22 protein-coding genes and 1 pseudogene are annotated in these 24,560 nt (G+C 60.3%); 13 read left to right on the top strand and 10 right to left on the bottom strand.

What is annotated here, in order from left to right; all coding sequences use genetic code 11:
* Window positions 1-112 precede the first annotated feature (112 nt).
* The 6 genes from hyi to TMS3_RS12590 all read left to right on the top strand — a co-directional run bounded on the left by hyi (window position 113) and on the right by TMS3_RS12590 (window position 6,933).
* On the top strand, window positions 113-895 hold the full coding sequence (hyi, locus tag TMS3_RS12565) for a hydroxypyruvate isomerase (RefSeq protein WP_025165628.1): 783 nt from the start codon (window positions 113-115) through the stop codon (window positions 893-895).
* 154 nt (window positions 896-1,049) lie between these two features.
* The gene (locus TMS3_RS12570; RefSeq protein ID WP_025165629.1) at window positions 1,050-1,940 is read left to right on the top strand and encodes a 2-hydroxy-3-oxopropionate reductase; all 891 of its coding nucleotides are present in this window, start codon (window positions 1,050-1,052) and stop codon (window positions 1,938-1,940) included.
* A 260-nt stretch (window positions 1,941-2,200) separates the two neighbouring features.
* Window positions 2,201-3,475, top strand: a complete 1,275-nt coding sequence (locus TMS3_RS12575) for a glycerate kinase type-2 family protein (RefSeq protein WP_025165630.1) — start codon at window positions 2,201-2,203, stop codon at window positions 3,473-3,475.
* Complete coding sequence (pyk, locus tag TMS3_RS12580; protein WP_025165631.1) at window positions 3,472-4,887, top strand: pyruvate kinase; 1,416 nt, start codon at window positions 3,472-3,474, stop codon at window positions 4,885-4,887. The genes TMS3_RS12575 and pyk overlap by 4 nt, the downstream gene beginning before the upstream one ends.
* 208 nt (window positions 4,888-5,095) lie before the next feature.
* Complete coding sequence (locus TMS3_RS12585; protein WP_025165632.1) at window positions 5,096-6,013, top strand: urea transporter; 918 nt, start codon at window positions 5,096-5,098, stop codon at window positions 6,011-6,013.
* Between the two features lie 80 nt (window positions 6,014-6,093).
* Complete coding sequence (locus TMS3_RS12590) at window positions 6,094-6,933, top strand: ion transporter (RefSeq protein ID WP_025165633.1); 840 nt, start codon at window positions 6,094-6,096, stop codon at window positions 6,931-6,933.
* A gap of 46 nt (window positions 6,934-6,979) precedes the next feature.
* Here the strand turns inward: TMS3_RS12590 and argR are convergent, their stop codons facing one another.
* From argR to acs, 7 genes are all read right to left on the bottom strand, one after another.
* Entirely contained in the window at window positions 6,980-7,960 is a 981-nt protein-coding gene (gene argR, locus TMS3_RS12595) for a transcriptional regulator ArgR (RefSeq protein ID WP_025165634.1), read from the bottom strand.
* A 65-nt stretch (window positions 7,961-8,025) separates the two neighbouring features.
* Window positions 8,026-8,790, bottom strand: coding sequence for an ABC transporter ATP-binding protein (locus TMS3_RS12600; RefSeq protein WP_025165635.1), 765 nt, complete (start codon window positions 8,788-8,790; stop codon window positions 8,026-8,028).
* 18 nt (window positions 8,791-8,808) lie between these two features.
* Window positions 8,809-9,921, bottom strand: a complete 1,113-nt coding sequence (locus TMS3_RS12605) for a succinylglutamate desuccinylase/aspartoacylase family protein (protein ID WP_025165636.1) — start codon at window positions 9,919-9,921, stop codon at window positions 8,809-8,811.
* Between the two features lie 10 nt (window positions 9,922-9,931).
* Window positions 9,932-10,630: an ABC transporter permease gene (locus TMS3_RS12610; protein ID WP_025165637.1), complete on the bottom strand. Its 699-nt coding sequence runs from the start codon at window positions 10,628-10,630 to the stop codon at window positions 9,932-9,934.
* 16 nt (window positions 10,631-10,646) lie between these two features.
* Window positions 10,647-11,336, bottom strand: coding sequence for an ABC transporter permease (locus TMS3_RS12615; protein WP_025165638.1), 690 nt, complete (start codon window positions 11,334-11,336; stop codon window positions 10,647-10,649).
* Between the two features lie 117 nt (window positions 11,337-11,453).
* Window positions 11,454-12,233 (bottom strand): ABC transporter substrate-binding protein, encoded by a 780-nt coding sequence (locus TMS3_RS12620; protein WP_025165639.1) that lies wholly within the window; start codon window positions 12,231-12,233, stop codon window positions 11,454-11,456.
* A gap of 637 nt (window positions 12,234-12,870) precedes the next feature.
* Window positions 12,871-14,826: an acetate--CoA ligase gene (acs, locus tag TMS3_RS12625; protein ID WP_025165640.1), complete on the bottom strand. Its 1,956-nt coding sequence runs from the start codon at window positions 14,824-14,826 to the stop codon at window positions 12,871-12,873.
* Between the two features lie 700 nt (window positions 14,827-15,526).
* On the opposite strand from acs, the gene TMS3_RS12630 reads away from it, so the two are divergent.
* Complete coding sequence (locus TMS3_RS12630) at window positions 15,527-17,185, top strand: nitrite/sulfite reductase (RefSeq protein ID WP_025165641.1); 1,659 nt, start codon at window positions 15,527-15,529, stop codon at window positions 17,183-17,185.
* Window positions 17,169-17,669 carry a DUF934 domain-containing protein gene (locus tag TMS3_RS12635; protein ID WP_025165642.1) on the top strand — a complete coding sequence of 167 codons (501 nt, stop codon included), beginning with the start codon at window positions 17,169-17,171 and terminating at the stop codon, window positions 17,667-17,669. Before TMS3_RS12630 ends, TMS3_RS12635 begins: the two co-directional genes overlap by 17 nt.
* A gap of 48 nt (window positions 17,670-17,717) precedes the next feature.
* On the opposite strand, the gene TMS3_RS12640 is transcribed toward TMS3_RS12635, so the two are convergent.
* Window positions 17,718-18,296, bottom strand: a complete 579-nt coding sequence (locus TMS3_RS12640) for a TetR/AcrR family transcriptional regulator (RefSeq protein ID WP_025165643.1) — start codon at window positions 18,294-18,296, stop codon at window positions 17,718-17,720.
* 111 nt (window positions 18,297-18,407) lie between these two features.
* On the opposite strand from TMS3_RS12640, the gene TMS3_RS12645 reads away from it, so the two are divergent.
* Window positions 18,408-18,845 (top strand): hotdog fold domain-containing protein, encoded by a 438-nt coding sequence (locus TMS3_RS12645; RefSeq protein ID WP_025165644.1) that lies wholly within the window; start codon window positions 18,408-18,410, stop codon window positions 18,843-18,845.
* 61 nt (window positions 18,846-18,906) lie between these two features.
* Here the strand turns inward: TMS3_RS12645 and TMS3_RS12650 are convergent, their stop codons facing one another.
* The gene (locus TMS3_RS12650; RefSeq protein WP_025165645.1) at window positions 18,907-19,899 is read right to left on the bottom strand and encodes a YhdH/YhfP family quinone oxidoreductase; all 993 of its coding nucleotides are present in this window, start codon (window positions 19,897-19,899) and stop codon (window positions 18,907-18,909) included.
* A gap of 26 nt (window positions 19,900-19,925) precedes the next feature.
* A complete protein-coding gene (sohB, locus tag TMS3_RS12655; protein WP_025165646.1) occupies window positions 19,926-20,945 on the bottom strand; it encodes a protease SohB in 1,020 nt (339 codons plus the stop codon).
* Window positions 20,946-21,153: 208 nt separating this feature from the next.
* On the opposite strand from sohB, the gene TMS3_RS12660 reads away from it, so the two are divergent.
* From TMS3_RS12660 to TMS3_RS12675, 4 genes and pseudogenes are all read left to right on the top strand, one after another.
* The gene (locus tag TMS3_RS12660) at window positions 21,154-21,864 is read left to right on the top strand and encodes a histidine phosphatase family protein (protein WP_025165647.1); all 711 of its coding nucleotides are present in this window, start codon (window positions 21,154-21,156) and stop codon (window positions 21,862-21,864) included.
* A 59-nt stretch (window positions 21,865-21,923) separates the two neighbouring features.
* On the top strand, window positions 21,924-22,235 hold the full coding sequence (locus tag TMS3_RS12665) for an SCP2 sterol-binding domain-containing protein (protein WP_025165648.1): 312 nt from the start codon (window positions 21,924-21,926) through the stop codon (window positions 22,233-22,235).
* Between the two features lie 361 nt (window positions 22,236-22,596).
* On the top strand, window positions 22,597-23,664 hold the full coding sequence (locus TMS3_RS12670; protein WP_025165649.1) for a phosphotransferase family protein: 1,068 nt from the start codon (window positions 22,597-22,599) through the stop codon (window positions 23,662-23,664).
* Window positions 23,665-23,742: 78 nt separating this feature from the next.
* Window positions 23,743-24,511 (top strand): annotated as a pseudogene (locus tag TMS3_RS12675) (SDR family oxidoreductase).
* The last annotated feature ends 49 nt before the right edge of the window (window positions 24,512-24,560 follow it).

The following is a 24,560-nucleotide window of genomic DNA, read 5'->3' on the forward strand; positions in this document are numbered from 1 at the left end:
CCGAGCGCGATCTCGCTGCTGGATTAAGACCAACTCCGTAGCCCGGATGCAATCCGGGGGCTGTCAAAATTTCCCCGGATTGCATCCGGGCTACACCAAGAAGGAGCATCCCATGCCCCGTTTTGCCGCCAACCTGTCCATGCTGTTCACCGAAGTGGACTTCCTCGAGCGTTTCGACGCGGCCGCAGCTGCCGGCTTCAGTGGTGTCGAATACCTGTTCCCCTACGACTTCCCGGTCGACGTGATCAAGGCCCGCCTGGACGCCAACGGCCTGACCCAGGTGCTGTTCAACCTGCCGGCCGGTGACTGGGCCAAGGGCGAGCGTGGCATCGCCTGCCACCCGGAGCGGGTCGAGGAATTCCGCGCCGGTGTCGATAAGGCCATCGCCTACGCCCAGGTGCTGGGCAATACGCAAATCAACTGCCTGGCTGGCATCCGCCCGCAGGGGCTGGATGACGCCAGCGTCGAGCAGTGCTTCGTCGACAACCTCAAGTACGCCGCGGAAAAACTCCAGGCCGCCGGCATCAAGCTGGTCATGGAGATGATCAACACCCGCGACATCCCCGGCTTCTACCTGAACACCACCGCGCAGGCCCTGGCCATTCGCGACAAGGTCGCCAGCAGCAACCTGTACCTGCAATACGACATCTACCACATGCAGATCATGGAAGGTGACCTGGCGCGCACCGTCGAGGCCAACCTGGCGGTGATCAACCATGTGCAACTGGCCGACAACCCGGGCCGCAACGAGCCGGGCACAGGCGAGATCAACTACCGCTTCCTCTTCGAGCACCTGGACCGCATCGGTTACCAGGGCTGGATCGGCTGTGAATACAAGCCAGCCACCACCACCGCTGCCGGCCTTGGCTGGCTGAAAACCCACAACGCGATCTGATCACTGACTCTAGACCTGACACCGAACCTGTAGGAGCGGGCTTGCCCGCGAAAGCGGCAGTGAAACCACCATTGCATTCGCGGGCAAGCCCGCTCCCACAAGGTCTGCGTCGACCCGAGCATTGCGACTGACAGATATAAAGAGGCATATTCTCATGGCTAAAATCGGATTTATCGGCACCGGCATCATGGGCAAGCCCATGGCGCAGAACCTGCAAAAAGCGGGTCACAGCATCTTCCTCTCCGAGCACCACGACCCGGCCCCGACCGATCTGGTGGCTGCCGGGGCCATCGGCCTGGCCAACCCGCGCGAAGTGGCGCAGGAAGCCGAATTCATCATCGTCATGGTGCCGGACACCCCGCAGGTCGACGACGTGCTGTTCCGCCAGGACGGCGTGGCCGCTGGCGTTGGCGCCGGCAAGGTGGTGATCGACATGAGCTCGATCTCGCCGAGCGCGACCAAGGCCTTCGCCGAGAAGATCAAGGCCACTGGCGCCGAGTACCTGGACGCCCCGGTGTCCGGCGGCGAAGTCGGCGCCAAGGCCGGCAGCCTGTCGATCATGGTCGGCGGCAGCGAGGCGGCCTTCGAGCGCGCCCTGCCTTTGTTCCAGGCCATGGGCAAGAACATCACCCTGGTCGGTGGCAATGGCGACGGCCAGACCGCCAAGGTGGCCAACCAGATCATCGTCGCCCTGAACATCCAGGCGGTGGCCGAAGCCCTGCTATTCGCCGCCAAGAACGGCGCCGACCCGGCCAAGGTACGCGAGGCGCTGATGGGCGGCTTCGCCGGCTCGAAGATCCTCGAAGTGCACGGCGAGCGCATGATCAAGGGCACCTTCGATCCGGGCTTCCGCATCAGCCTGCACCAGAAGGACCTCAACCTGGCCCTGGCCGGCGCGCGCGAGCTGGGCCTGAATCTGCCCAACACCGCCAACGCCCAGCAGGTGTTCAGCACCTGCGCGGCCATCGGCGGCAGCAACTGGGATCACTCGGCGCTGATCAAGGGCCTGGAACACATGGCCAACTTCTCGATCCGCAAGGAGTAAACGCCTTTGATCGTTCCCACGCTCCGNNCGGAGCGTGGGAACGAGCGGCACGCGGAGTCCAGCCGGCGTGCAACGAGCAACACATCGGCTGACTGATCCAAGGTAGGTTGGAGCGGTCAGCCGATGCCCCTTTCGATTTGCCCGGCAGACGGTGTCACGGCCTGCCTGCCGGGTGGGTCGATTCCAGTCCACAGCACTTGCCAAGATGAGTGCTGCGGACTGCAATCGACGTTGATCCTGCGATAACAAGAGAGCCCGCCATGCCCATCGATCCGCACAGCCTGTTGCGCGACCTGTTCGCCACCGCCATCGACGCCGCCCACCCGCGCCAGGTGCTGGCCGATTATCTGCCCAGCGAGCGCAGCGGCCGGGTCATCGTCATCGGCGCCGGCAAGGCCGCCGCGGCCATGGCCGAAGTGGTCGAGAAGGAATGGCTGGGCGAGGTCTCCGGCCTGGTGGTGACCCGCTACGGGCACGGCGCCCATTGCCAGAAGATCGAGGTGGTGGAAGCCGCCCACCCGGTGCCGGACGACGCCGGCGAACGGGTGGCCCGCCGGGTGCTGGAACTGGTCAGCAACCTCACTGAGTCCGACCGGGTGATCTTCCTGCTGTCCGGTGGCGGCTCCTCGCTGCTGGCCCTGCCGGCCGAGGGCATCAGCCTGGCCGACAAGCAGGCGATCAACAAGGCGCTGCTCAAGTCCGGCGCGACCATCGGCGAGATGAACTGCGTGCGCAAGCACCTCTCGGCGGTCAAGGGCGGACGCCTGGCCAAGGCCTGCTGGCCGGCCAGCGTGTACACCTACGCGATCTCCGACGTGCCGGGCGATGAAGCCACGGTGATCGCCTCCGGGCCGACCGTGGCCGACCCGACCACCTCGGTGCAGGCCCTGGCGATTCTCGCCCGCTACAGCATCGAGATCCCGGCCAATGTGCGCGCCTGGCTGCAGGACCCGCGTTCGGAGACGGTCAAACCAGGCGACCCCTGCCTGAGCCGCAGCCACTTCCAGCTGATCGCCACGCCGCAACAGGCGCTGGATGCCGCCGCTGCCAAGGCCGAGGCCGCCGGTCTACCGAGCCTGATTCTCGGCGACCTGGAGGGCGAATCGCGCGAGGTGGCCAAGGTGCATGCCGGCATCGCCAAGCAGGTGCTGCTGCACGGCCAGCCGCTCAAGGCGCCGTGCGTGATCCTCTCCGGCGGCGAAACCACGGTCACCGTGCGTGGCAACGGCCGCGGCGGGCGCAACGCCGAGTTTCTGCTCAGCTTGACCGACAGCCTCAAGGGCCTGCCCGGGGTCTATGCCCTGGCCGGTGACACCGACGGCATCGACGGCTCGGAAGACAACGCCGGCGCCATCATGACCCCCGATAGCCATGCCCGCGCCGCGGCGCTGGGTCTGAGCAGCAGCGACGAGCTAGACAACAACAACGGCTACGGCTACTTCGCCGCCCTCGATCAACTGATCGTCACCGGGCCGACCCGTACCAACGTCAACGATTTCCGCGCCATTTTGATCCTAAAGGACCCTGCCCAATGAACGCCGACAAGAAAGTAAAAATCCTCGCCACCCTCGGCCCGGCGATCAATGGCATCGACGACATCCGCCAGCTGGTCGAGTCCGGGGTCAACCTGTTCCGCCTCAACTTCAGCCACGGCGAACACGCCGACCATGCCCAGCGCTACCAGTGGGTGCGCGAAGTGGAGCAGCGCCTGAATACGCCGATCGGCATCCTCATGGACCTGCAGGGACCGAAGCTGCGGGTCGGGCCCTTCGCCGACGGCAAGGTCAATCTGGAGCGCGGCCAGGCCTTCCGTCTGGACCTGGACAGCACGCCCGGCAATGCTCAGCGAGTCAGCCTGCCGCACCCGGAAATCATCGAAGCGCTGCAGCCGGGGATGAACCTGCTGCTCGACGACGGCCGCCTGCGCCTGCAGGTAACCGCCAAGCACAGCGACGCCATCGACACCCAGGTGATCGCCGGCGGCGAGCTGTCCGACCGCAAGGGCGTCAACGTGCCGGAGGCGGTGCTGCAACTCAGCCCGCTGACCGAGAAAGACCGCCGCGACCTGACCTTCGGCCTGGAGCTGGGTGTGGATTGGGTGGCGCTGTCGTTCGTCCAGCGTCCCGAGGACATCCTCGAGGCGCGTGAACTGATCCAGGGCAAGGCCTTCATCATGGCCAAGATCGAGAAACCCTCGGCGGTGCAGCAGATCGAAGCCATCGCCCAACTGTGCGACGCGATCATGGTCGCCCGTGGCGACCTGGGCGTGGAAGTGCCGGCGGAAAACGTGCCGCGCATCCAGAAGGACATCATCCGCACCTGCCGCCAGCTCGGTAAGCCTGTGGTGGTGGCCACGCAGATGCTCGAATCCATGCGCTTCTCCCCGGCGCCGACCCGCGCCGAAGTCACCGACGTGGCCAACGCCGTGGCCGAAGGCAGCGACGCGCTGATGCTGTCGGCCGAGACCGCTTCCGGCGACTACCCGCTGGAAGCGGTGCAGATGATGAGCAAGATCATCCGCCAGGTGGAAAGCGGCCCGGACTTCCAGGCCCAGCTCGACGTCAGCCGCCCCCAGGCCGAAGCCACCGCCTCGGATGCGATCAGCTGCGCGATCAGGCGCATCAGCTCGATCCTGCCGGTGGCCGCGCTGGTCAACTACACCGAGTCCGGCGCCAGCAGCCTGCGCGCCTCGCGCGAGCGGCCGAAGACGCCGATCCTCAGCCTGACCCCGAACCTGCACACCGCGCGACGCCTGACCGTCGCCTGGGGCATCTACTCGGTGGTCAACCCGCGCCTGCATGAAGTCGAGGAAGTCACCAGCACCGCCCTCGACATCGCCCAGGCCCAGGGCATGGCCCAGCCCGGCGACACCGTGGTGATCACCGCCGGCGTACCCTTCGGCCAACCGGGCAGCACCAACAGCCTGCGTATCGAAACCTTGCAGTGAAGCAATCGAGGGTGGGTTAGCGGCGCGCAACACGTTGCTCTAGCCGTCCATGACGGCAGAACACCGTGCACCGTATTGGGCATGTGACCGTGGTCAGGTGTCATGCGCCTAACCATCTGCACGACATGAATCCCACGCTGGCATGGCCAGTTTACAGGCGTCCGTTATTCACATAGCGGGCGCCTCTTTTTATTCAGGTTAATCGAGCATGCAGCACCTGCCTCTGCCGCCTTCCTCCCGACGCGGGTTCATCGGCTTGCTGAGTGGCTTCAGCCAGATATTGTTGCAAAGCCATCCTGGCTGCGGCCTGCTGGTGCTGCTGGCGATTGCCGCCGGGGCGCCGGCATTGCTCGGCGGGGCCCTGCTCGGCGGCTTGAGCAGCATGCTCACCGCACAACGACGAGGCTACCCGCAGGCCGATATAGACATCGGCCTGTACGGCTATAACGGCATCCTGCTCGGCATGCTGGTCAGCATAACTTTCGCCTGGTCGCCGACCCTGCCGTTGCTGATCATCGTCACTGGCGGCCTGTCCAGCCTGATCCTGGCGCCCTGGATGCAACGCTTGCGTGAGCGCCACTGGCTACCCGCGTTCACCTTTCCCTTTGTCGGCCTGAGCTGGCTGATGCTAGCGCTCGCAGCGCCCTTGCAGCTACAGGTGCAGCCCAGCCCCCTCCCCCTGCTAAGCGACCTCGACTGGCTGAATGTCGTGGCTGCGCCGCTACGCGGACTGGGGCAGGTCATTTTTCTCGATCAACCGCTGGCGGGCCTTTGCCTGCTGAGCGGCTTGCTGCTGGCCGACCGCCGCGCAGCGCTCTGGGCCCTGCTCGGTTCGGCTAGCGGATTGAGCCTGGCGCTCTACTTGGGCTGGCCACAGCACGGCGCCCTGGCTGGTTTGTACGGTTATAACGCCGCACTGGCCGGCATTGCCTTGAGCCAAGTGCATCGTCGGCCCTGGGCACCACTGCTGGGCATTCTCCTCGCCCTGCTCGTGCAGCCAGGCTTCACGGTCCTTGGCCTGCCGGCGCTAACCATGCCGTTCATCCTGGCCTGCTGGCTCATCAACGCCGGCCAACTCCTGCTTCGCTCCACTGGCACTATGGGCGGGCGCACCAGCGAGGACTGAGCTTGAGCACTTGCACCGCGTAGGTAAAACTCCCTAGGCTGCTCGCCAATGCGCAGAAAGGAAGTTCTCAGGACCCGCTCATGGATAATTCACCCGATTGGCGCCAGCGCCTGTACATCATCATCTTCTTTACCGACACCCCGGCCGGGCAACGTTTCGACCGCTACCTGCTGCTGGCCATTCTGGCCAGTCTGGTAGTGGTGATGCTCGACAGTGTCAACGATGTGCACAGCCAATACGACCAGTGGTTCACCAGCCTCGAGTGGGGCTTCACCGCCCTGTTCGCCGCCGAGTACGTGGTGCGCCTGTATTGCTCACCCAAACCACTGCGCTATGCCTTCAGTTTCTATGGCTTGATCGACTTGCTGGCCATCCTGCCTGCCCTGCTCACCCTGCTCTACCCGGACGCGCAGTACCTGTTGATCATTCGGGTGATCCGCATGCTGCGGGTGTTCCGCGTACTCAAGCTCAGCCCCTATTTGCGCCAAGCCAACTTCCTGCTCACAGCTCTGCGCGGTAGCAAACAGAAGATCACCGTGTTCTTCGCCTGTATCGCAACCCTGGTGACGGTGTTCGGTACCTTGATGTACGTCATAGAAGGGCCGGCGCACGGCTTCACCAGCATTCCCAAGGGTATTTATTGGGCGGTGGTGACCCTGACCACCGTCGGCTTCGGCGACATCGTGCCCCAAACCCCGCTAGGTCAGGCACTGTCGACACTGGTGATGATCACCGGTTACTCGATCATCGCCGTGCCGACCGGCATTTTCACCGCAGAGCTGGCCACGGCCATGCGCAGTGGCGAGGAACACCTCAAACACGCCTGCCCGGTTTGCACGAAGAACACGCACGAGCGGCATGCAGCCTTCTGCAATCGCTGCGGCAATCCGCTATTTGCGCGTGAGAACGAGCAGGGCTGAGGCTGTATCGCTGGGCCATAAAAACCGCAGATATTTGCGGTTTTTCTTAGCTGCGCTCAATCGGGGTAGACGTCAGCTCGAATGGGCTGTTGCTACGCCGCAGATTGCGGTCTTCGCGTGGAGTCGCACCGAAGAAGTTGCGGTAGGCGCTGGAAAAATGCGGGCCGGAGGAGAAGCCACAGGATAGACCGATCTGGATGATCGACTTGCTGGTCTGCATCAGCAACTGACGCGCCTTGTTCAGGCGCAGCTCCAGGTAGTACTGGCTGGGCACACGATTAAGGTACTGCTTGAAGATGCGCTCCAACTGACGTCGCGACACACAGACATGCTGGGCGATTTCGTCGGTAGTCAGCGGCTCCTCGATATTGGCTTCCATCAGCAATACCGCCTGAGTCAGCTTCGGATGGCTGGAACCCAGACGATTCTGCAGTGGAATACGCTGCCGCTCACCACCTTCGCGAATGCGCTCGACCACCAGCTCTTCGGATACCGCACCGGCCAGTTCGGCGCCGTGATCGCGCGCCAGCAGGGCCAGCAGCAGATCCAATACCGATAAGCCGCCGCACGCCGTCAGGCGGTCGCGATCCCAGTCGAACAAGTGACTGGTGGCGATGACCTTGGGAAACCGCTCAGTGAAATCGTCCTGCCAGCGCCAATGCACAGCAGCACGGTAACCATCGAGTAAGCCCAGCTGGGCCAAGGGATAAACCCCGGCGGATATGCCGCCAATCACACAGCCGGCGCGCACCAGTTGTTTGAGCGCGCCAGACAAGGCCGACGGCATCGGTGCTGGCGGCTCGTCGGCCAGCAGAAACAGCTTCTGACAGCCCTCCAGCTTGCCCACCCAGGACTCACCCGGAAGACGCCAGGCGCCTTCAACCGGCGCGTCGGCCTGCAGGAACAACAGTTCGTAGATAACTTCAGGATGGACTCGCTGGGCAACGCGCAGCGCTTCCTCAGCCAATGCCAACGTCATGGGTTTGGTGTTGGACCACAGCAAGAAGCCGATTCGATTGGCAGTCATGTCAGGCAGTTTAGGCTCTGTTGGCTTTTAGGGGCATAGCGCGGCGCACAGACACTCGCTGCCACTTACTTCAGGCTACCAGACAAGAACTGCTGAAGTCGCTCAGACTGTGGATTGACCAATACTTCTTTCGGGCAACCTCGCTCCTCCACAACTCCCTTGTGGAGGAACACCAACTGGTTGGAGACCTCGCGGGCGAAGCCCATTTCATGGGTCACGACCACCATGGTTCGGCCTTCCTGGGCCAGGTCCTGCATGACCTTGAGCACTTCGCCGACCAACTCCGGGTCGAGCGCCGAGGTCGGCTCATCGAACAGCATCACTTCGGGCTCCATTGCCAGGGCACGGGCAATCGCCACACGCTGCTGTTCGCCGCCACTCATGTGCGCCGGATAGGCATCCTTGCGGTGCGCCACACCGACCTTGTTCAGGTAGTGCTCGGCCTTTTCCAAGGCTTCTTTCTTCGACATGCCAAGCACATGCACTGGCGCTTCCATGACGTTTTCCAGGGCACTCATGTGCGACCACAGGTTGAAGTGCTGAAACACCATGGCCAGGCGCGAGCGCATGCGCTGCAACTGCTTGGGGTCGGCGGCCTTGAGCGCGCCTTCCTTGTTGGCCACCAGTTTCAGCTCTTCGTCGTTGAGCAGAATCTTGCCGCCGTGGGGCTGTTCCAGCAGGTTGATGCAGCGCAGAAAGGTACTCTTGCCTGAACCACTGGAACCAATGATGCTGATCACGTCACCGGCTTTCGCGGCCAGAGACACGCCCTTCAGCACTTCGTGGCTGCCGTAACGCTTGTGCAGATCCTGAACTTCAAGTTTGTACATGGTTTCCACTCTCTTGAATCAGTCGCTGAGCAAGCGACCCTGGCGAATAGGGGTACGACCGGCCACCTTGGCTAGCCATAAACCGGGCTGGGCAAAGCGCATCCGTTCACGAACATAGAGCACACCGTCAGTCGAAGCGCAGACGGTACTGTGGCGATCATCCAGCGGGTCGATCACCTCGAATAGCGGATCACCCACTTTGACCTGGGCACCCACCGGCAGGAGGAAGCTGACCACCCCGGCATGGGGTGCATAGACATACTCGGCACCCTCGAACGGTGTGGCCTCGCAGCACTCGGCTGGCGCTGTCGGCCAGTCACCGGCAATGAGCCCCTGCTCGGCGAGAAACGCCAGAATGCTTTCGGCACTGGCTTCGGCTTGCGGCTTGTCGGTATCGGCCATGCCGCCCAACTCGACGGTAGTGGCCAGGCACGCAAGCGGAATAACTGCCTCGGGGAAGCGCCGCGCCAGGCGCAACCAGGGCGATGAGCAGGCTTCATCGAAGGAGTTGCCGCCAGCATCTTCGGCTAATAGCACCGCACCAGCTTTAAGCCGTGCTGCTAACGAGCGCCACTGTGACCAGTGCTGCGGGAGTGCGTACAGATGCACCACCGCCTCGAAGTCGCAGTGCAGATCGAGCACCACATCGGCATCGCAGGCATGTTTGAGCAATAAGCGCTGCAACCCTTGCAACTCGGAAGCAGCCGGCAGCAGAGCGTCCAGTGCTTCGAGCATGGCCGCTCGAATCAGCCGCACATTGCTCTCGCCATCGTCGCCAAGACAGCCATCCAGCGCAGGCGCGATAGCCTCGGCCAGTTCGAAGAAATCGCGGTTGAAGTTCTTCCCGCTGGCCATTTCGAAGCGACCCTGCTGAGTAGCCTGGAAGATCTGCACCAGACCAATCGGATTGGCCACCGGCACCAGTTCGACCACCCCGTTCAGGCGACCCTGGCTCTCCAGCTCGCGCAAACGCCGTTTGAGTTCGACGGCGACCCGCATCCCCGGCAATTCATCGGCATGCAAGGAGGACTGGATATAGGCCTTGCGCAGTCCGCTGCCGAAACGAAACACGCTCAAACGGCGCTCAGTACCAGGGCAGCCCCAAGGCAGGATGTGCTCGATCCGCTGCATCGTGCCCTCCTCAGGCCTTGCGTGGTGCCAGGTAGACCAGCCAGCGGCGTTCTGCCCGCTTGAACAGGCGCACCAGGATGAAGGTCAGGCACAGGTAGAACACACCGGCAGTAATGAACGCCTCGAACGGGAGGTAGTGTTGCGAACTGACTGTGCGCGCGGCACCGGTGATGTCAATCAAGGTGACGATCGACGCCAGACTGGTGGTGTGCAGCATCATGATCACTTCGTTGCTGTACTGCGGCAGCGCCCGGCGCAAGGCAGACGGCAGGAGGATGCGTCGATACAGCTTGAAGCGCGACATGCCCACCGCCTTGGCCGCCTCGATCTCGCCGGGCGGCGTGGATTTCAGACTGCCGGCAAGAATTTCTGCGCTGTAGGCACTGGTGTTGATGCCAAAGGCCAAACAGGCACAGAAAGTCGCATTGGACAAGTACGGCCACAGCACGCTGTCGCGCACTGCCTCGAACTGGGCCAGACCGTAATAGATCAGGAACAACTGCACGAGCATCGGCGTGCCGCGAACCACATAGGTGTAGAGCCAGGCCGGGAAGTTGACCAGCGGCGATTTGGACACCCGCATCAGCGCCAACGGAATCGCCATCGCCAGGCCAGCAGCCAGGGAAATAAGGAGAAGCTGCAAGGTCACCAGTACACCGCCGAAGTACAGCGGCAGGCTTTCCCAGATCACGTTGAAGTCGAAGATCATGCGTTCGCTCCCATGTTCACAGATCGGCGACTTTGGTGCCGACCGAGTAGCGTTTCTCGATGAAGCGCAGGGCCAGCAGTGACACACTGGTCAGTACCAGATAGAGGGCCGCAACCGCCAGGTAAAAGGTGAAGGGTTCACGAGTGGCATCCGCCGCGCTTTTCGCCTTGAACATCATGTCTTGCAGACCGACCACGGAAATCAGCGCGGTGGCTTTGGTCAGCACCAGCCAGTTATTGGTGAAGCCGGGAATGGCGAAACGAATCATCTGCGGCACCAGCACCCGGAAGAACACCTGCATTCCACTCATGCCATAGGCCGCGCCCGCCTCGCTCTGACCTTTGGGGATCGCCATAAAGGCGCCGCGAAAGGTTTCCGAGAGATAGGCCCCGAAAATGAAGCCCATGGTGAATACACCGGCGATAAACGGATTGATATCGATGTACTCGTCATAGCCGAGCATCGGCGCCACCCGATTCACCACGTCCTGACCGCCATAGAAGATCAGCAGGATCAGCACCAGATCGGGAATGCCGCGAACCACAGTGGCGTAGGTTTCACCCAACAGCGCCAGCCACTTGATCGGCGACAGGCGAAAGGCCGCACCGAGCAGGCCGAGAAAGGTGGCAACCGCCACCGAGGACAGGGCCAGCATCAGGGTGAGCCAGGCACCGTCGAGAATGGTCGAGCCGTAGCCATTCAGCATGCTCTTAATACCTCATACGGGCGCCGGGTGGCGCCGGAGAGCACTACGATAAAGTGGCGCAAACCCTGTGTTAACCAGTGTGCGCCACTTTCAGTGAAAAGCGACCGAGTAACTCGATCAGTCGCCGTAGACGTCAAAGGCGAAGTACTTGTCCTGCACTTCCTTGTACTTGCCGTTGGCACGTATGCCGGCGATGGCTGCGGTAATTTTGTCGGCCAGTGCCTTATCGCCTTTACGCACGGCAATACCGGCGCCTTCACCGAAGTACTTCTGCTCTTTGAAATCCGGACCGACCAGGGCGAAGCCTTTACCGGCGTCGGTCTTGAGGAAGCCATCATCGATGTTCACCGCATCGGCCAGGGTGGCATCCAGACGACCGGCGGTTAGGTCAAGAAAAATCTCGTTCTGCGAGCTGTAACGCACCACTTCTACGCCAGCCGGAGCGAACACGTCGGAGGCATAACGGTCATAGATGGATGCGCGCTGCACGCCGACCTTCTTGCCTTTCAAATCGACCAGCGGATCGTTGATCTCGGTGCCAGCCTTCATCGCCAGCTTGGCCGGGGTGTGGTAGTACTTCTTGGAGAAATCCACCGACTTCAGGCGGTCTTCGGTGATGGTCATCGAGGACAGCACGGCATCGAACTTGCGTACTTTCAGCGCCGGGATCAGGCCGTCGAACTCCTGCTCAATCCACTTGCACTTGACCTTCATCTCTTCACACAGTGCGTTGCCGATGTCGTAGTCGAAACCAGTGATGTTGCCTTCAGGAGTCTTGAAGGCGAACGGAGGGTAAGCCGCTTCGATGCCGATACGCAGAGGCTTGGCTTCTTCAGCCATGGTCAGCGGTGACAGCACGGATAGCGCCAGTGCGCCGAGAAGTGCAATCTTCTTCATCTTGTGACTCCTTCGAATGGGAATGGCTGTGGATGGCAGTGTGCGCATACTGATGCACGCGCCCCAACCGCACGTAAAGCCTGGGGAGGCTGTGGTCATTTCTGCGTATCACGCAGACCACAAAAGCCTCCGGCTGGGTGTGGCGCATTCTAGCGACAGGCCCAAAGCCGATATTTCCTCAATGCGACAAGTAATTACAAAACACCAGATCGCACCAGGAAGGCGCATTGACAGCCCCTGCAAAACATGCAACGACAAAAAAGACAGGCAACAGATAATAAACGCAATTAACGCGCCAAAAACCTTAAAGCCCTTATTTCACGAACCCTACAGCTTTATTTCTATTTGATAGCGGCATCAGAAACTGGATAAAACTGACAGCAAGCGTTTCCCCAGACCCCACTTCCAGCACGCTGTTACCGCATCAGGTGACAGCCCATGAGAAGCGCCTGACCAGCGCAAGTATGGATAAATAGCCAACTTCAGAGGCTCTTTGGCCGGCGAATCACCTCGAACACAAGCCAGCTCGAAGCCTCATAAGTCTGCAGCTAGAAGCCTTCGCCGGTTTTGCGGCCCCGCAAAACATAACGCCCCGCCTCGGCACCAAGCCAAGACGGGGCGTTGAAGACAAACCTGATCAGGCCGCTTGCATGCCGCGGTGCGTATCGATGAGGTGCTGCACTACCCCCGGATCGGCCAGGGTTGAAATATCGCCAAGGGCATCGTATTCCGCGGTAGCAATCTTGCGCAGGATCCGCCGCATGATCTTCCCCGAGCGAGTCTTGGGCAGGCCAGGCGCCCACTGGATAACATCCGGCGAAGCGATCGGGCCGATCTCCTTGCGCACCCAGTTCTTCAGTTCCTGGCGCAGTTGCTCTGAGGGCTCCTCACCACCATTGAGAGTGATATAGACGTAGATGCCCTGCCCTTTGATGTCGTGTGGCACCCCCACCACCGCAGCTTCGGCGACTTTCGGATGAGCGACCATGGCGCTCTCGATCTCCGCGGTACCCATGCGGTGACCGGAAACGTTAAGCACGTCGTCGACGCGACCAGTGATCCAGTAGTAACCATCCTCGTCGCGACGAGCGCCGTCGCCAGTGAAGTACATGCCTTTGAAGGTCTTGAAGTAGGTGTCGACGAAACGGTCATGGTCGCGATACAGCGTTCGCGCCTGGCCCGGCCAGGAATCGATGATCACCAGATTACCCTCGGTGGCGCCCTCCAGCAGATTCCCCAGGTTATCCACCAATGCCGGCTGCACACCAAAGAACGGACGGGTTGCCGAGCCCGGCTTGAGCGCGGTAGCGCCTGGTAGCGGACTGATCAGAATGCCGCCGGTTTCGGTCTGCCACCAGGTATCGACAATCGGGCAACGCTCCTGGCCAATGGTCTTGTGGTACCAGTTCCAGGCTTCCGGGTTGATCGGCTCACCGACCGAACCGAGCAGGCGCAGGCTCTTGCCATCGGCACCCTGCACCGCGGCATCGCCCTGGGCCATCATCGCGCGGATGGCAGTCGGCGCGGTATAGAGGATGTTGACCTTGTGCTTGTCGATGATCTTCGACATCCGGGTGATGTCCGGGTAATTCGGCACCCCCTCGAACAGCAGAGTGGTTGCCCCATTGGCCAGCGGACCATAGACGATGTAGCTATGACCGGTGACCCAGCCAACGTCGGCGGTGCACCAGTAGATATCGCCTGGCTTATAGTCGAATACTCGCTCGTGGGTCAGTGCGGCATACAACAGGTAACCACCGGTGGTGTGCTGCACCCCCTTCGGTTTGCCGGTGGAGCCGGAGGTGTAGAGGATGAACAGCGGTTCCTCTGCACCCATCTCCTTCGGCGCGCAGACGCTGCCGGCGACCTTCATCAACTCTTCGTACCAGACATCGCGATGCGGGTTCCACTTGATCTCGCCAGCGGTACGTTTGCACACGATGACCTTCTGCACGCTGGCCGTTTCCGGATTGGTCAGGGCATCATCGACGTTAGCCTTGAGCGCCGTTTTCTTGCCCGCGCGCAGACCTTCGTCAGCGGTAATCACCACCTTGGACTTGCAATCGATGATGCGGCCCGCCAGCGCCTCGGGAGAGAAACCGCCGAACACCACCGAGTGGATGGCGCCGATGCGGGTACAGGCGAGCATGGCAACCACCGCCTCCGGGATCATCGGCATATAGATGGTCACTACATCGCCACGGTGCACGTCCTGACCGCGCAGTGCGTTGGCGAACTTGCACACCTGTTCGTGCAGTTCGCGGTAGGTGATATTGCGCTGCTCTGACGGGTCGTCGCCCTCCCAGATGATTGCCAGCTGATCGCCGCGCTCCTCCAGGTGACGATCCAAACAATTGTAGGAAACGTTGAGGGTGCCGTCGGCGAACCACTTGATGTCGACGTGATGATCGTCGAAGGAAGTCTGTTTAACTTTGCTGAACGGCTTGATCCAGTCGAGACGCTGGGCCTGCTCACGCCAGAAACCGTCGGGGTTGATCACCGACTGCTGGTACATGGCTTTGTAGGTAGCCTCATCGGTCAACGACTGAGCCGCCACCTCGGGGCGCACGGGATACAGGGACGCAGCACTCATCAGAAATACCTCAATGGGTAGTTGTTGTTCTATGGGTGCATTTTGTAGCCGCAGCGTCCTATCAGAACCATACGACCATCGTATTACCGCTCTACAACAAGAGTCTTGGGCAGACCGGCGTGTGACCGCTCCCTCCCGCGGAACAACCAGCACACCTGGCCAGTAACCACGGTACCTACAACCCAGTTGAAGACTGCAGGACGTCGAAACGCATCGACAGCTTCAAGATGATGAGTCCCGCCCCAAGGTAAAGACTCGATTCCCGCCGCAAATCAGCCCCCCCTTGCGGATACAGAACATAAAAAAGCTGGCGCCAGTGACCTCACGCCAGCTTCTGACCACCCCTAGTACTAGTGCTGACTGACCCAGAATACCGCCGTGGCTACGGCAATCAGGATCAGAACGAAGATCGCTCGAGCATCGACAACGCTGTCACGTTTGTCCAGTTCGGAAAGGTCGGTCATTGGCTAGCCCTTATTTATGCTTATGGAAGGTTGGCTCTTGCAGTTAAGACCACCCTTACAGCTATCTCAAGCACTGCAGTTATGCCTTTGTTGCTACTTAGAACCAAACGGTCTGCATATATACGAAACCTTCACTTTTGCGCATAACACTGAGCTGGTATCGTGCCCACGCTCCGCGAGGAGTGCGCGGCCGTGCGCGCTGAGAGACAGTAAGCAGCCTGACTACAGGACAGTTCATGTACGTATATGACCAGTACGATCAACACATCATCGAGAGCCGCGTTAAGCAGTTCCGTGATCAAACCCGCCGCTACCTGGCTGGCGAGCTGAGTGGCGAAGAATTCCGCCCGCTGCGCCTGCAGAATGGCCTGTACATTCAGCGCTATGCACCGATGCTGCGCATCGCAGTGCCATATGGTCTGCTGTCGTCGACTCAGGTGCGCAAACTGGCGCAGATTGCCCGCGACTACGACAAGGGCTACGCGCATATCAGCACCCGACAGAACGTCCAGTTCAACTGGCCGGAACTGGAAGCCATACCCGACATCCTCGGCGAACTGGCAACCGTACAGATGCACGCGATCCAGACCAGCGGCAACTGTATCCGCAACACCACCACCGACCAGTTCGCCGGTGTCGCCGCCGATGAACTGATTGATCCGCGCCCCTGGTGCGAGATCATCCGTCAGTGGTCGACCTTCCACCCGGAATTCGCCTACCTGCCGCGTAAATTCAAGATTGCCGTGAATGGCGCCGTCAGCGACCGCGCGGCCATCGAAGTACACGACGTCGGCCTCGAAGCGGTGCGCAACGATGCCGGCGAACTGGGCTTTCGCGTCTCCGTCGGTGGCGGCCTGGGCCGTACGCCGATCGTCGGCAGCTTCATCAACGAGTTCCTGCCCTGGCAGCACCTGCTGAGCTATCTCGATGCCATCCTGCGTGTGTACAACCGCTACGGCCGTCGCGATAACAAGTTCAAGGCGCGCATCAAGATTCTGGTCAAAGCTTTGACCCCTGAGGTCTTTGCGGAAAAAGTCGCGGCCGAATGGGCGCATCTGCAAGATGGCCCCACCACCCTCACTGATGCGGAAGTGCAGCGGGTCTCGCAGTTCTTCGTTGACCCAAGCTACAAGGCCCTGGAAGACCAGAGTGCCGTGCTAGCTGCCCTGGACGCCGAACACCCGGGCTTCGCTCGCTGGCGCGCGCGCAATACCGTGGCCCATAAGAAGCCGGGTTATGTCGCAGTGACCCTGTCGCTCAAGCCTACTGGCGTGGCGCCGGGTGACGTCACAGACAAGCAACTGGATGCGATTGCCGATCTGGCCGATCGTTACTGCTTCGGTGAAGTGCGCAACTCCCACGAACAGAACATCATTTTCGCCGACGTCGAGCAGAGCCAGCTGTTCCAGCTCTGGGGCGAGCTGCGCGACAACGGCTTCGCCACGCCGAACATCGGCTTGCTGACCGACATCATCTGCTGCCCGGGCGGTGATTTCTGCTCCCTGGCCAACGCCAAGTCGATCCCGATTGCCGAAGCCATTCAGCGCCGCTTCGATGATCTCGACTATCTGTTCGATATCGGCGAGGTCGACCTGAACATCTCCGGCTGCATGAACGCCTGCGGTCATCACCATGTCGGCCATATCGGTATCCTCGGCGTGGACAAGAAAGGTGAGGAGTTCTACCAGGTCTCCCTCGGTGGCAGTGCCAGCCGTGATGCCAGCCTGGGCAAGATCCTCGGCCCTTCGTTCGCCCAAGACGACATGGCGGACGTGATCGAGAAAGTCATTAAGGTCTACGTTGAACAGCGCACCGAAGACGAGCGTTTTATCGACACCTACCGCCGTATCGGTATCGACCCCTTCAAGGAGCGCGTCTATGCAGCGAATCATTAAGAACAACCAAGTCATCGACGAAACCTGGCACCTGCTGGACAAGGACGCGACGCTGGACGGCCTGTCCAACTGCGACGACTTGATCGTCCCGCTGCAGCTGTGGCGCGATCACGGTCATGCCCTGAAAGCCCGCGACGGTGGCCTGGGCGTGTGGTTGGACGCCGACGAGCAAGTCGAAGAAATCGCCGACGACCTCGCCCATTTCCAGGTTATCGCCCTGAATTTCCCCAACTTCGCCGACGGCCGTCACTTCTCCAGCGCTCGCCTGCTGCGTGAGCGCTACGGCTACAAGGGCGAAGTGCGGGCCATCGGCGATGTGCTGCGCGACCAGCTGTTCTTCATGCAGCGCTGCGGCTTCGATGCCTATGCCATTCGCCCGGATCGTGATCCGTACGAGGCACTGGAAAGCCTGAATGACTTCGATGAAGTCTACCAGGCCGCAGCCGACCAGCCACAGCCGCTGTTCCGCCGTCGCCAAAGCTGAGTGACTGGCAACCCAACAACAAGCCCCGCGAATGCGGGGCTTGTTGTTTCAGGCTTTGACACTGTCCCACGCCACCTGGGCCAGTAACTCACGACACGCGGACAACTGCGTGCGAGTACGCCCAGCCAGCCAGTTACGCGCAAAGTCATGAGTCGGTCCGATCACCACCGATGCGAAGCAATCGGCCGGCATGACCTTGAACAATTGCTGCTCACGATATCCCACCAGCGCCTGCTGAATTCGCTCGAAATGCAGGCGGTTGGCTTCGCGCAACTGTTCGCCCAGCTCGCTGGCCTCCACCCGACCGCGACTGTGCAGAATAAAGCGCGCCCAGTCCGGGTTGCTCACCACCCAGTCGATATAGCTGGTGACCAGCAGCTTTATACAGGCCTCCGCCGAATGCGCCTCGGCAAAGCCCTTCTCGAGCAGTGCTGCGTATTCAGCGGTGCCCGCCAGGTAGAGCGCGGCGATGATCCGCTCTTTATTGCCAAAGTGGTGGTACAGGCTGCCGATGCTGGCACCTGAGCGATCCCGGATCATTTCTACCGTAGTGGCATCCACGCCCACCTCGATGAAACAGGCCAGCGCGGCCTTGAGAATATCGTCTTTGCGCGAGGGACGTGCCATCTTTTTCTTCACTTCAAACAATTAGAATATTTTTCTAGAATTAATTTCTAGCACTCGTATACTGACTCGGCGCGCACTCAACTTCAATCCATCCGAGTATCAGGAGGCATCATGAGTCAGATGCTGCAGATGTATAAACAAGCGGGTCCTGCTCAGTTCAGCGCCATGATCGGCCAAGTCGCACCCTACTTTGCCAGCATCGCCCCGCAGTTCGTCGAACTGCGCGCAGGCTACGCCGAAGTCACCTTCGCCAAGCGCCGCGAGGTGCTCAACCACATCGGTACGGTACATGCCATTGCCTTGTGCAACGCAGCAGAGCTGGTCGCCGGGACCATGACCGATGCGTCGATCCCAGCAGACTGTCGCTGGATTCCACGCGGCATGACCGTGGAATATCTGGCCAAGGCCGATGGCGACATCCGCGCGGTCGCCGATGGCAGCGCGGTGGACTGGAGTGCGCTGGGCGATGTAAAGGTGCCCGTGATGGCCTATGCCGGTGATAAGGCCGTACTTCGCGCCGAGATCACCATGTACGTCAGCCGCACCTGAAAACACGAACGGCCCGGGCAAACCGGGCCGTTCGTGTCCGCTAACTCCCCAGCTAACCAGCTCAGTCCACGCGGACCAGCACCCGGCCCACCAACTTGCCGGCGAGGATCTGGCCGATCGCCTCGGGCAACTGTTTCAGGTCAACTTCCGTAACCAGCGGGTCCAGACCATCGAGCTTCCATTGCACCGACAGCTTGTCCCACATCGATGCCTTGACCACGAGTGGCAGCTCAACCGAGTCGACCCCGAGCAAGTTGACACCCCGCAGGATGAACGGCAGGACGTTGGCGTTGAACGCGATCCCGGCAGTCAGCCCACAACAGGCCACGCTGCCGCCGTAACGTAGTGACTTGACCACATTGAACAGAATGTCACCACCGACGGTATCCACCGCGCCAGCCCATTGTTCTTTCAACATGGGCCGCTCCACGCCCTGTTGCAGCTCACTACGCAGTACGATCTGTTGAGCCCCTAACTGCTTGAGAAATTCACCCTGCTCCACTTTGCCGGTAGACGCCGCCACCGTGTAACCAAGCTTGGCCAACAATGCCACGGCGATACTGCCGACCCCACCCGTAGCCCCCGTCACCAGGATCGGTCCGGCGTCCGGGGTCACCCCGGCTTGTTCTAGCTTGTCGATGCATAAGGCTGCCGTCAGGCCGGCCGTACCCAGAACCATCGCCGCACGCAACGACAGCCCCTGTGGGCGCTTAATTGCCCAACTGGCCGGAATGCGGATGTACTGAGAGAAACCACCTGCGGTATTCATGCCCAGGTCGTAGCCAGTGACTATCACTTCATCGCCGGCATTGAACTCGGCAACACTGGACGCTTCCACCACACCAGCCGCATCAATCCCCGGCGTGTGCGGGAAGTGCTTGGTGACGCCACGATTGCCGCTGGCAGAAAGTGCATCCTTGTAGTTCAGCGAGGAGTAACGGACCCGAATCAACAGCTCGCCGGCTGGTAACTCTGCAGTGTCGCGTTCGACAATCGATTGTTCGAATGCTCCCGCTGCATCTTCACGGGCTTGCAATGCTGTGAACTTACCCATTTCGATCTCCTATGGCTAAAGACTGGTCACCAGAAACGCTGCTGGGTCAGACGGCTCAACCAGTTAAGCGCGAAACGATCCAGCGCCACACTGGCCGCCAGCCCCACACGCTCCTGCAAGGTTTTCTTCTCGGCGTAGTGCAAGTGGAACAACTCGGCCTCTTTTGAGCGTTCGGCCAGGTACTCGTCGCTGGTTTTCAACTCATCGACCAGCTCTTTTTCCAAGGCAGCCAAGCCCAGCCAAACTTCACCTGTGGCGATGTCATCGATCTCCAGCTGCGGGCGATAGCGGGCGACGAAGTTTTTGAACAATTTATGGGTAGTCTCCAGGTCTTCCTGGAATTTTTCCCGGCCCTTCTCGGTGTTCTCACCAAATATGGTCAGGGTGCGCTTGTATTCGCCTGCGGTGAGCACTTCAAAATCGATGTCATGCTTTTTCAGCAGTCGGTGCACATTAGGCAACTGCGCAACCACACCGATCGAGCCAAGAATGGCAAACGGGGCAGATATGATCTTCTGGCCAATGCAGGCCATCATGTAGCCGCCACTGGCCGCGACCTTATCAATGCATACAGTCAGCGGCACGTTGGCTTGGCGAATCCGCGCCAACTGTGAAGACGCCAGGCCATAGCTGTGCACCATGCCACCGCCACTCTCCAGACGCAGCACCACTTCATCCTGTGGTTTCGCCAAGCTCAATACAGCGGTGATTTCATGACGTAGGTTATCGGTAGCCGAGGCCCTGATATCGCCATCGAAGTCCAGCACGAATACCCGAGGCTTGTGCGAGCCGATTTTCTTCGCAAGTTTCTCCGCCTTGCTTTCCTCCTTGTGCCGCGCCTTCAATTGATCCTTGTCCAGCACCGAGTGTTCCAGCTGATGACGCAGCTGCTTGTAGAAGTCGTTAAGCTTGTGCACCTGCAACTGCCCGCCACCGCGTCGACCTTTGCCACGCACTGCAACAACCGCGACCAGCACCACCAGAATGGCGACCACCACAGTCACCGTCTTGGCCAGAAAGCCCGCATATTCCGCTAAAAACTCCACGATGTTCCCTCGTTCTCATGCCAGCGCCCAGCCTTGAGCTGCGCTCGTAGCGACCAAGCATACCGGCGCCGCGGATTGCCGGCCAGTTGCCTGGTAAGCAGCATTAGTCATGACCAGAAATTCAAACAAGCGTATGTTTTTTCGTTGACAGGCCCAGGCGATCCCCATACCCTCGCGAAACTTTCACCGTACCGGGATATCAGCGGACGTGGGCAGCATTTACTTGATTCGACATGGCCAAGCTTCCTTTGGCGCCGACGACTACGATGTGCTCTCGCCCATCGGAATTCGCCAGGCCGAAGTACTGGGCGCACACTTGAGCCAGCTCGGTGTCCGTATCGACCGCAGCCTGAGTGGCAATCTCCGCCGCCAGCAACACACTGCGAATGCCGCACTGAGCCAACTGAAGAACGCTGGCATGCAGGCTCCGTCACTTGAAGTCGATGCTGCCTTCAACGAGTTCGATGCCGACGCTGTGATCCGCGCCCTACTCCCCGATTTACTTCCCGAAGAACCCGAAGCCCTGCACATCCTGCGCAATGCCACGCAGAACCGTGCCGAGTTCCAGCGTCTGTTCGCCCGTTTGATCGGCCGCTGGATTTCCGGCGAACACGACAAGCCCGACCTACAAAGCTGGAAAGCATTTGTCGAACAGGTACAAGGTGGCCTCACACGGCTACTCGAGCAAGCCGAGCGCCAGCAGAATATTGCGGTATTCACTTCCGGCGGCACCATCACCGCGCTGCTGCACTTGATCACCGGCGTACCAGCGGAAAAGGCCTTCGAGCTGAACTGGCAAATTGTTAACACCTCACTAAGCTGCCTGAAGTTCCGTGGCAGCGAAGTGAGCCTGGCTTCCTTCAATAGCCAAGTGCATTTACAGCTATTGAAGGCGCCGGAACTCATCACCTACCGCTGAGTACCGGCCCACTTAGCGCCCGCAAGAGCGCGAGAAACCTGAAAATAAAGGAAGAAACCATGAGCGTTGCAGACATCGTCAAAACCATGCATTCCAAGTTCAACGCCGGTGCCGCTGCGGGCCTGGATCTGGTATTTCAGTTCAACATCGAAGACGGCGAGAACCACTACCTGGTAGTTAAAGATGGCACTTGCGACGTACAGCAAGGTGATCACCCGAACGCCAACGTAACCCTGATCATGGACACCGAAACCCTGAAAGGCATCACCAGCGGCGAGACCGACGGCATGCAGGCCTTTATGGCTGGCAAGCTGCGCGCCGAAGGCGACATGATGTTGGCGATGAAGCTGGGCGAACTGTTCCCGGTCTAAGCGTTTAGGCGTATCAGTTGTTGAGAAGAACCGGAGTCCTGTACTCCGGTTTTTTTTCGCTTGTCGGAGTGGCCTGTACGATTACTGGGTTAATTCAAGTTGGGATAACTGAGAACCCGAGGCGAGGTACTGCGATCAGCCATAGCAGGCTGAAACGAGTAGCAGCATCGCAACTAGCCCCACGCGCCCGAATTGACTGATTGAACCACTCACGCAGCCACTCATTTCGACGACAAATCAGGCAGTTTGATTGTGCGGCAACACGCCTGCCTATAAAGACGCGTATTGCTTGTGAGCGCACAGGTGCAGCATTAGATTAGCCAATAATATTGGACCCCCATCATAAGCAGAAGGGATAAGCATGGCGCTTACTGACCAGTCCACCCGCATCCGTGAAGGCGAAGAACTCGACGCCGCGATCATCGACCAATACCTCAAGGCCCACATTCCGGGCTTGGCTGGCGAGCCGCGGATCAGTCAGTTTCCCGGCGGTGCCTCGAACCTGACTTACTTGCTCGAATACCCCGACCAGGAGTTCGTCCTGCGCCGCCCGCCATTCGGCCACAAGGCCAAGTCTGCCCATGACATGGGCCGCGAGTACCGCATTCTCAACCAACTCAAGTCCGGCTTCCCTTACTGCCCGAAAGCTTACGTGCACTGCACGGACGAGTCGGTGATCGGGGCCGAGTTCTACGTCATGGAGCGGGTCGACGGCATCATCCTGCGTTCGGAAATGCCGGCCGAGCTGCACTTCAGCGCCGAGCAGACCCGAGCTCTGTGCAAGAGCTTTATCGATAAATTCGTCGATCTGCACAATGTTGACTACCAGGCCTGCGGTCTGGGCGATCTGGGCAAGCCGGAAGGCTACGTGGCGCGCCAGATTGGCGGTTGGAGCGATCGCTACGAAAAAGCCCTGACTCCGGACGCGCCACTGTGGGAGCCGGTCAAGGCCTGGCTGAAGGACAAGATGCCGGCCGACCATCACAAGCCGAGCATCGTGCATAACGACTACCGCTTCGACAACGTGATCCTCGACCCGCAGAACCCGATGCAGATCATCGGCGTGCTGGACTGGGAATTGACCACCCTCGGCGACCCGTTGATGGACCTGGGTAACACCCTCGCCTATTGGATCGAAGCCGACGATCCGGCGCCGGTGCAACTGATGCGCCGCCAGCCGAGCAATGCACCCGGCATGCTCAGTCGTCAGGAATTCGCCGACTACTACGCCGAACGCTCCGGCATCGAAATCAAGAGCATCGACTTCTACTACACCTACGGCCTATTCCGCCTGGCCGGCATCGTGCAGCAGATCTACTACCGCTATTACCACGGGCAAACCCAGGACAAACGCTTCGCGCAGTTCATTCACATGAACAAACTGCTGGAGCAGATGAGCCTGCAGATCATCAACAAGTCGCAGCTGTAATTAAAAGGCTCAGGGTTGGCTGAATAGATCGACTAACCCAGGCCGCGAACTCAGCACCTTTTGAAGAAGGGTAACCGCATGTCCAAGACCCAACTGTTCGACCTCGACGGCAAGATCGCGTTCGTGTCCGGCGCCAGCCGCGGCATCGGTGAGGCCATCGCCAAACTGCTGGCCCAGCAAGGCGCCCATGTAATCGTCTCGAGCCGCAAGATAGACGGTTGTCAGGCTGTCGCCGACGCCATCATCGCCGACGGCGGCAAAGCTACCGCGATTGCCTGCCATATCGGCGAAATGGAGCAGATTCAGAATGTCTTCGCACAGATCCGTGAGCAGTTCGGTCGTCTGGACATCCTGGTCAACAACGCGGCGACCAACCCGCAGTTCGGCAATGTCCTGGAGACCGATCTGTCGGCCTTCCAGAAGACCGTCGACGTGAACATCCGCGGCTACTACTTCATGTCCATCGAAGGCGGCAAGCTGATGAAGGAAAACGGCGGCGGCAGCATCGTCAACGTCGCCTCGATCAACGGTGTCAGCCCAGGCGAGATGCAAGGCATCTACTCGGTAACCAAGGCCGCTGTGATCAGCATGACCAAGGTTTTCGCCAAGGAGTGCGCGCAGTTCGGCATCCGTTGCAACGCCCTGTTGCCAGGCCTGACCGACACCAAGTTCGCCTCGGCGCTGACCAAGAATGATGCAATCCTCAACCTGGCTCTGCAGCGTATCCCGCTGAAGCGCGTAGCTGCCCCGAGCGAAATGGCCGGCGCCGTGCTGGACCTGGCCAGTCGACGCCTCCAGCTACACCACTGGGGTATCCTTGAATGTCGATGGCGGCTTCCTGTCCTGATAGTGGTCAGGCAATAAAAAGGGACCTTAGGGTCCCTTTTTATTGGACT

Origin of the sequence: Pseudomonas taeanensis MS-3, assembly GCF_000498575.2 — a bacterium.
Lineage (GTDB): Bacteria > Pseudomonadota > Gammaproteobacteria > Pseudomonadales > Pseudomonadaceae > Aquipseudomonas > Aquipseudomonas taeanensis.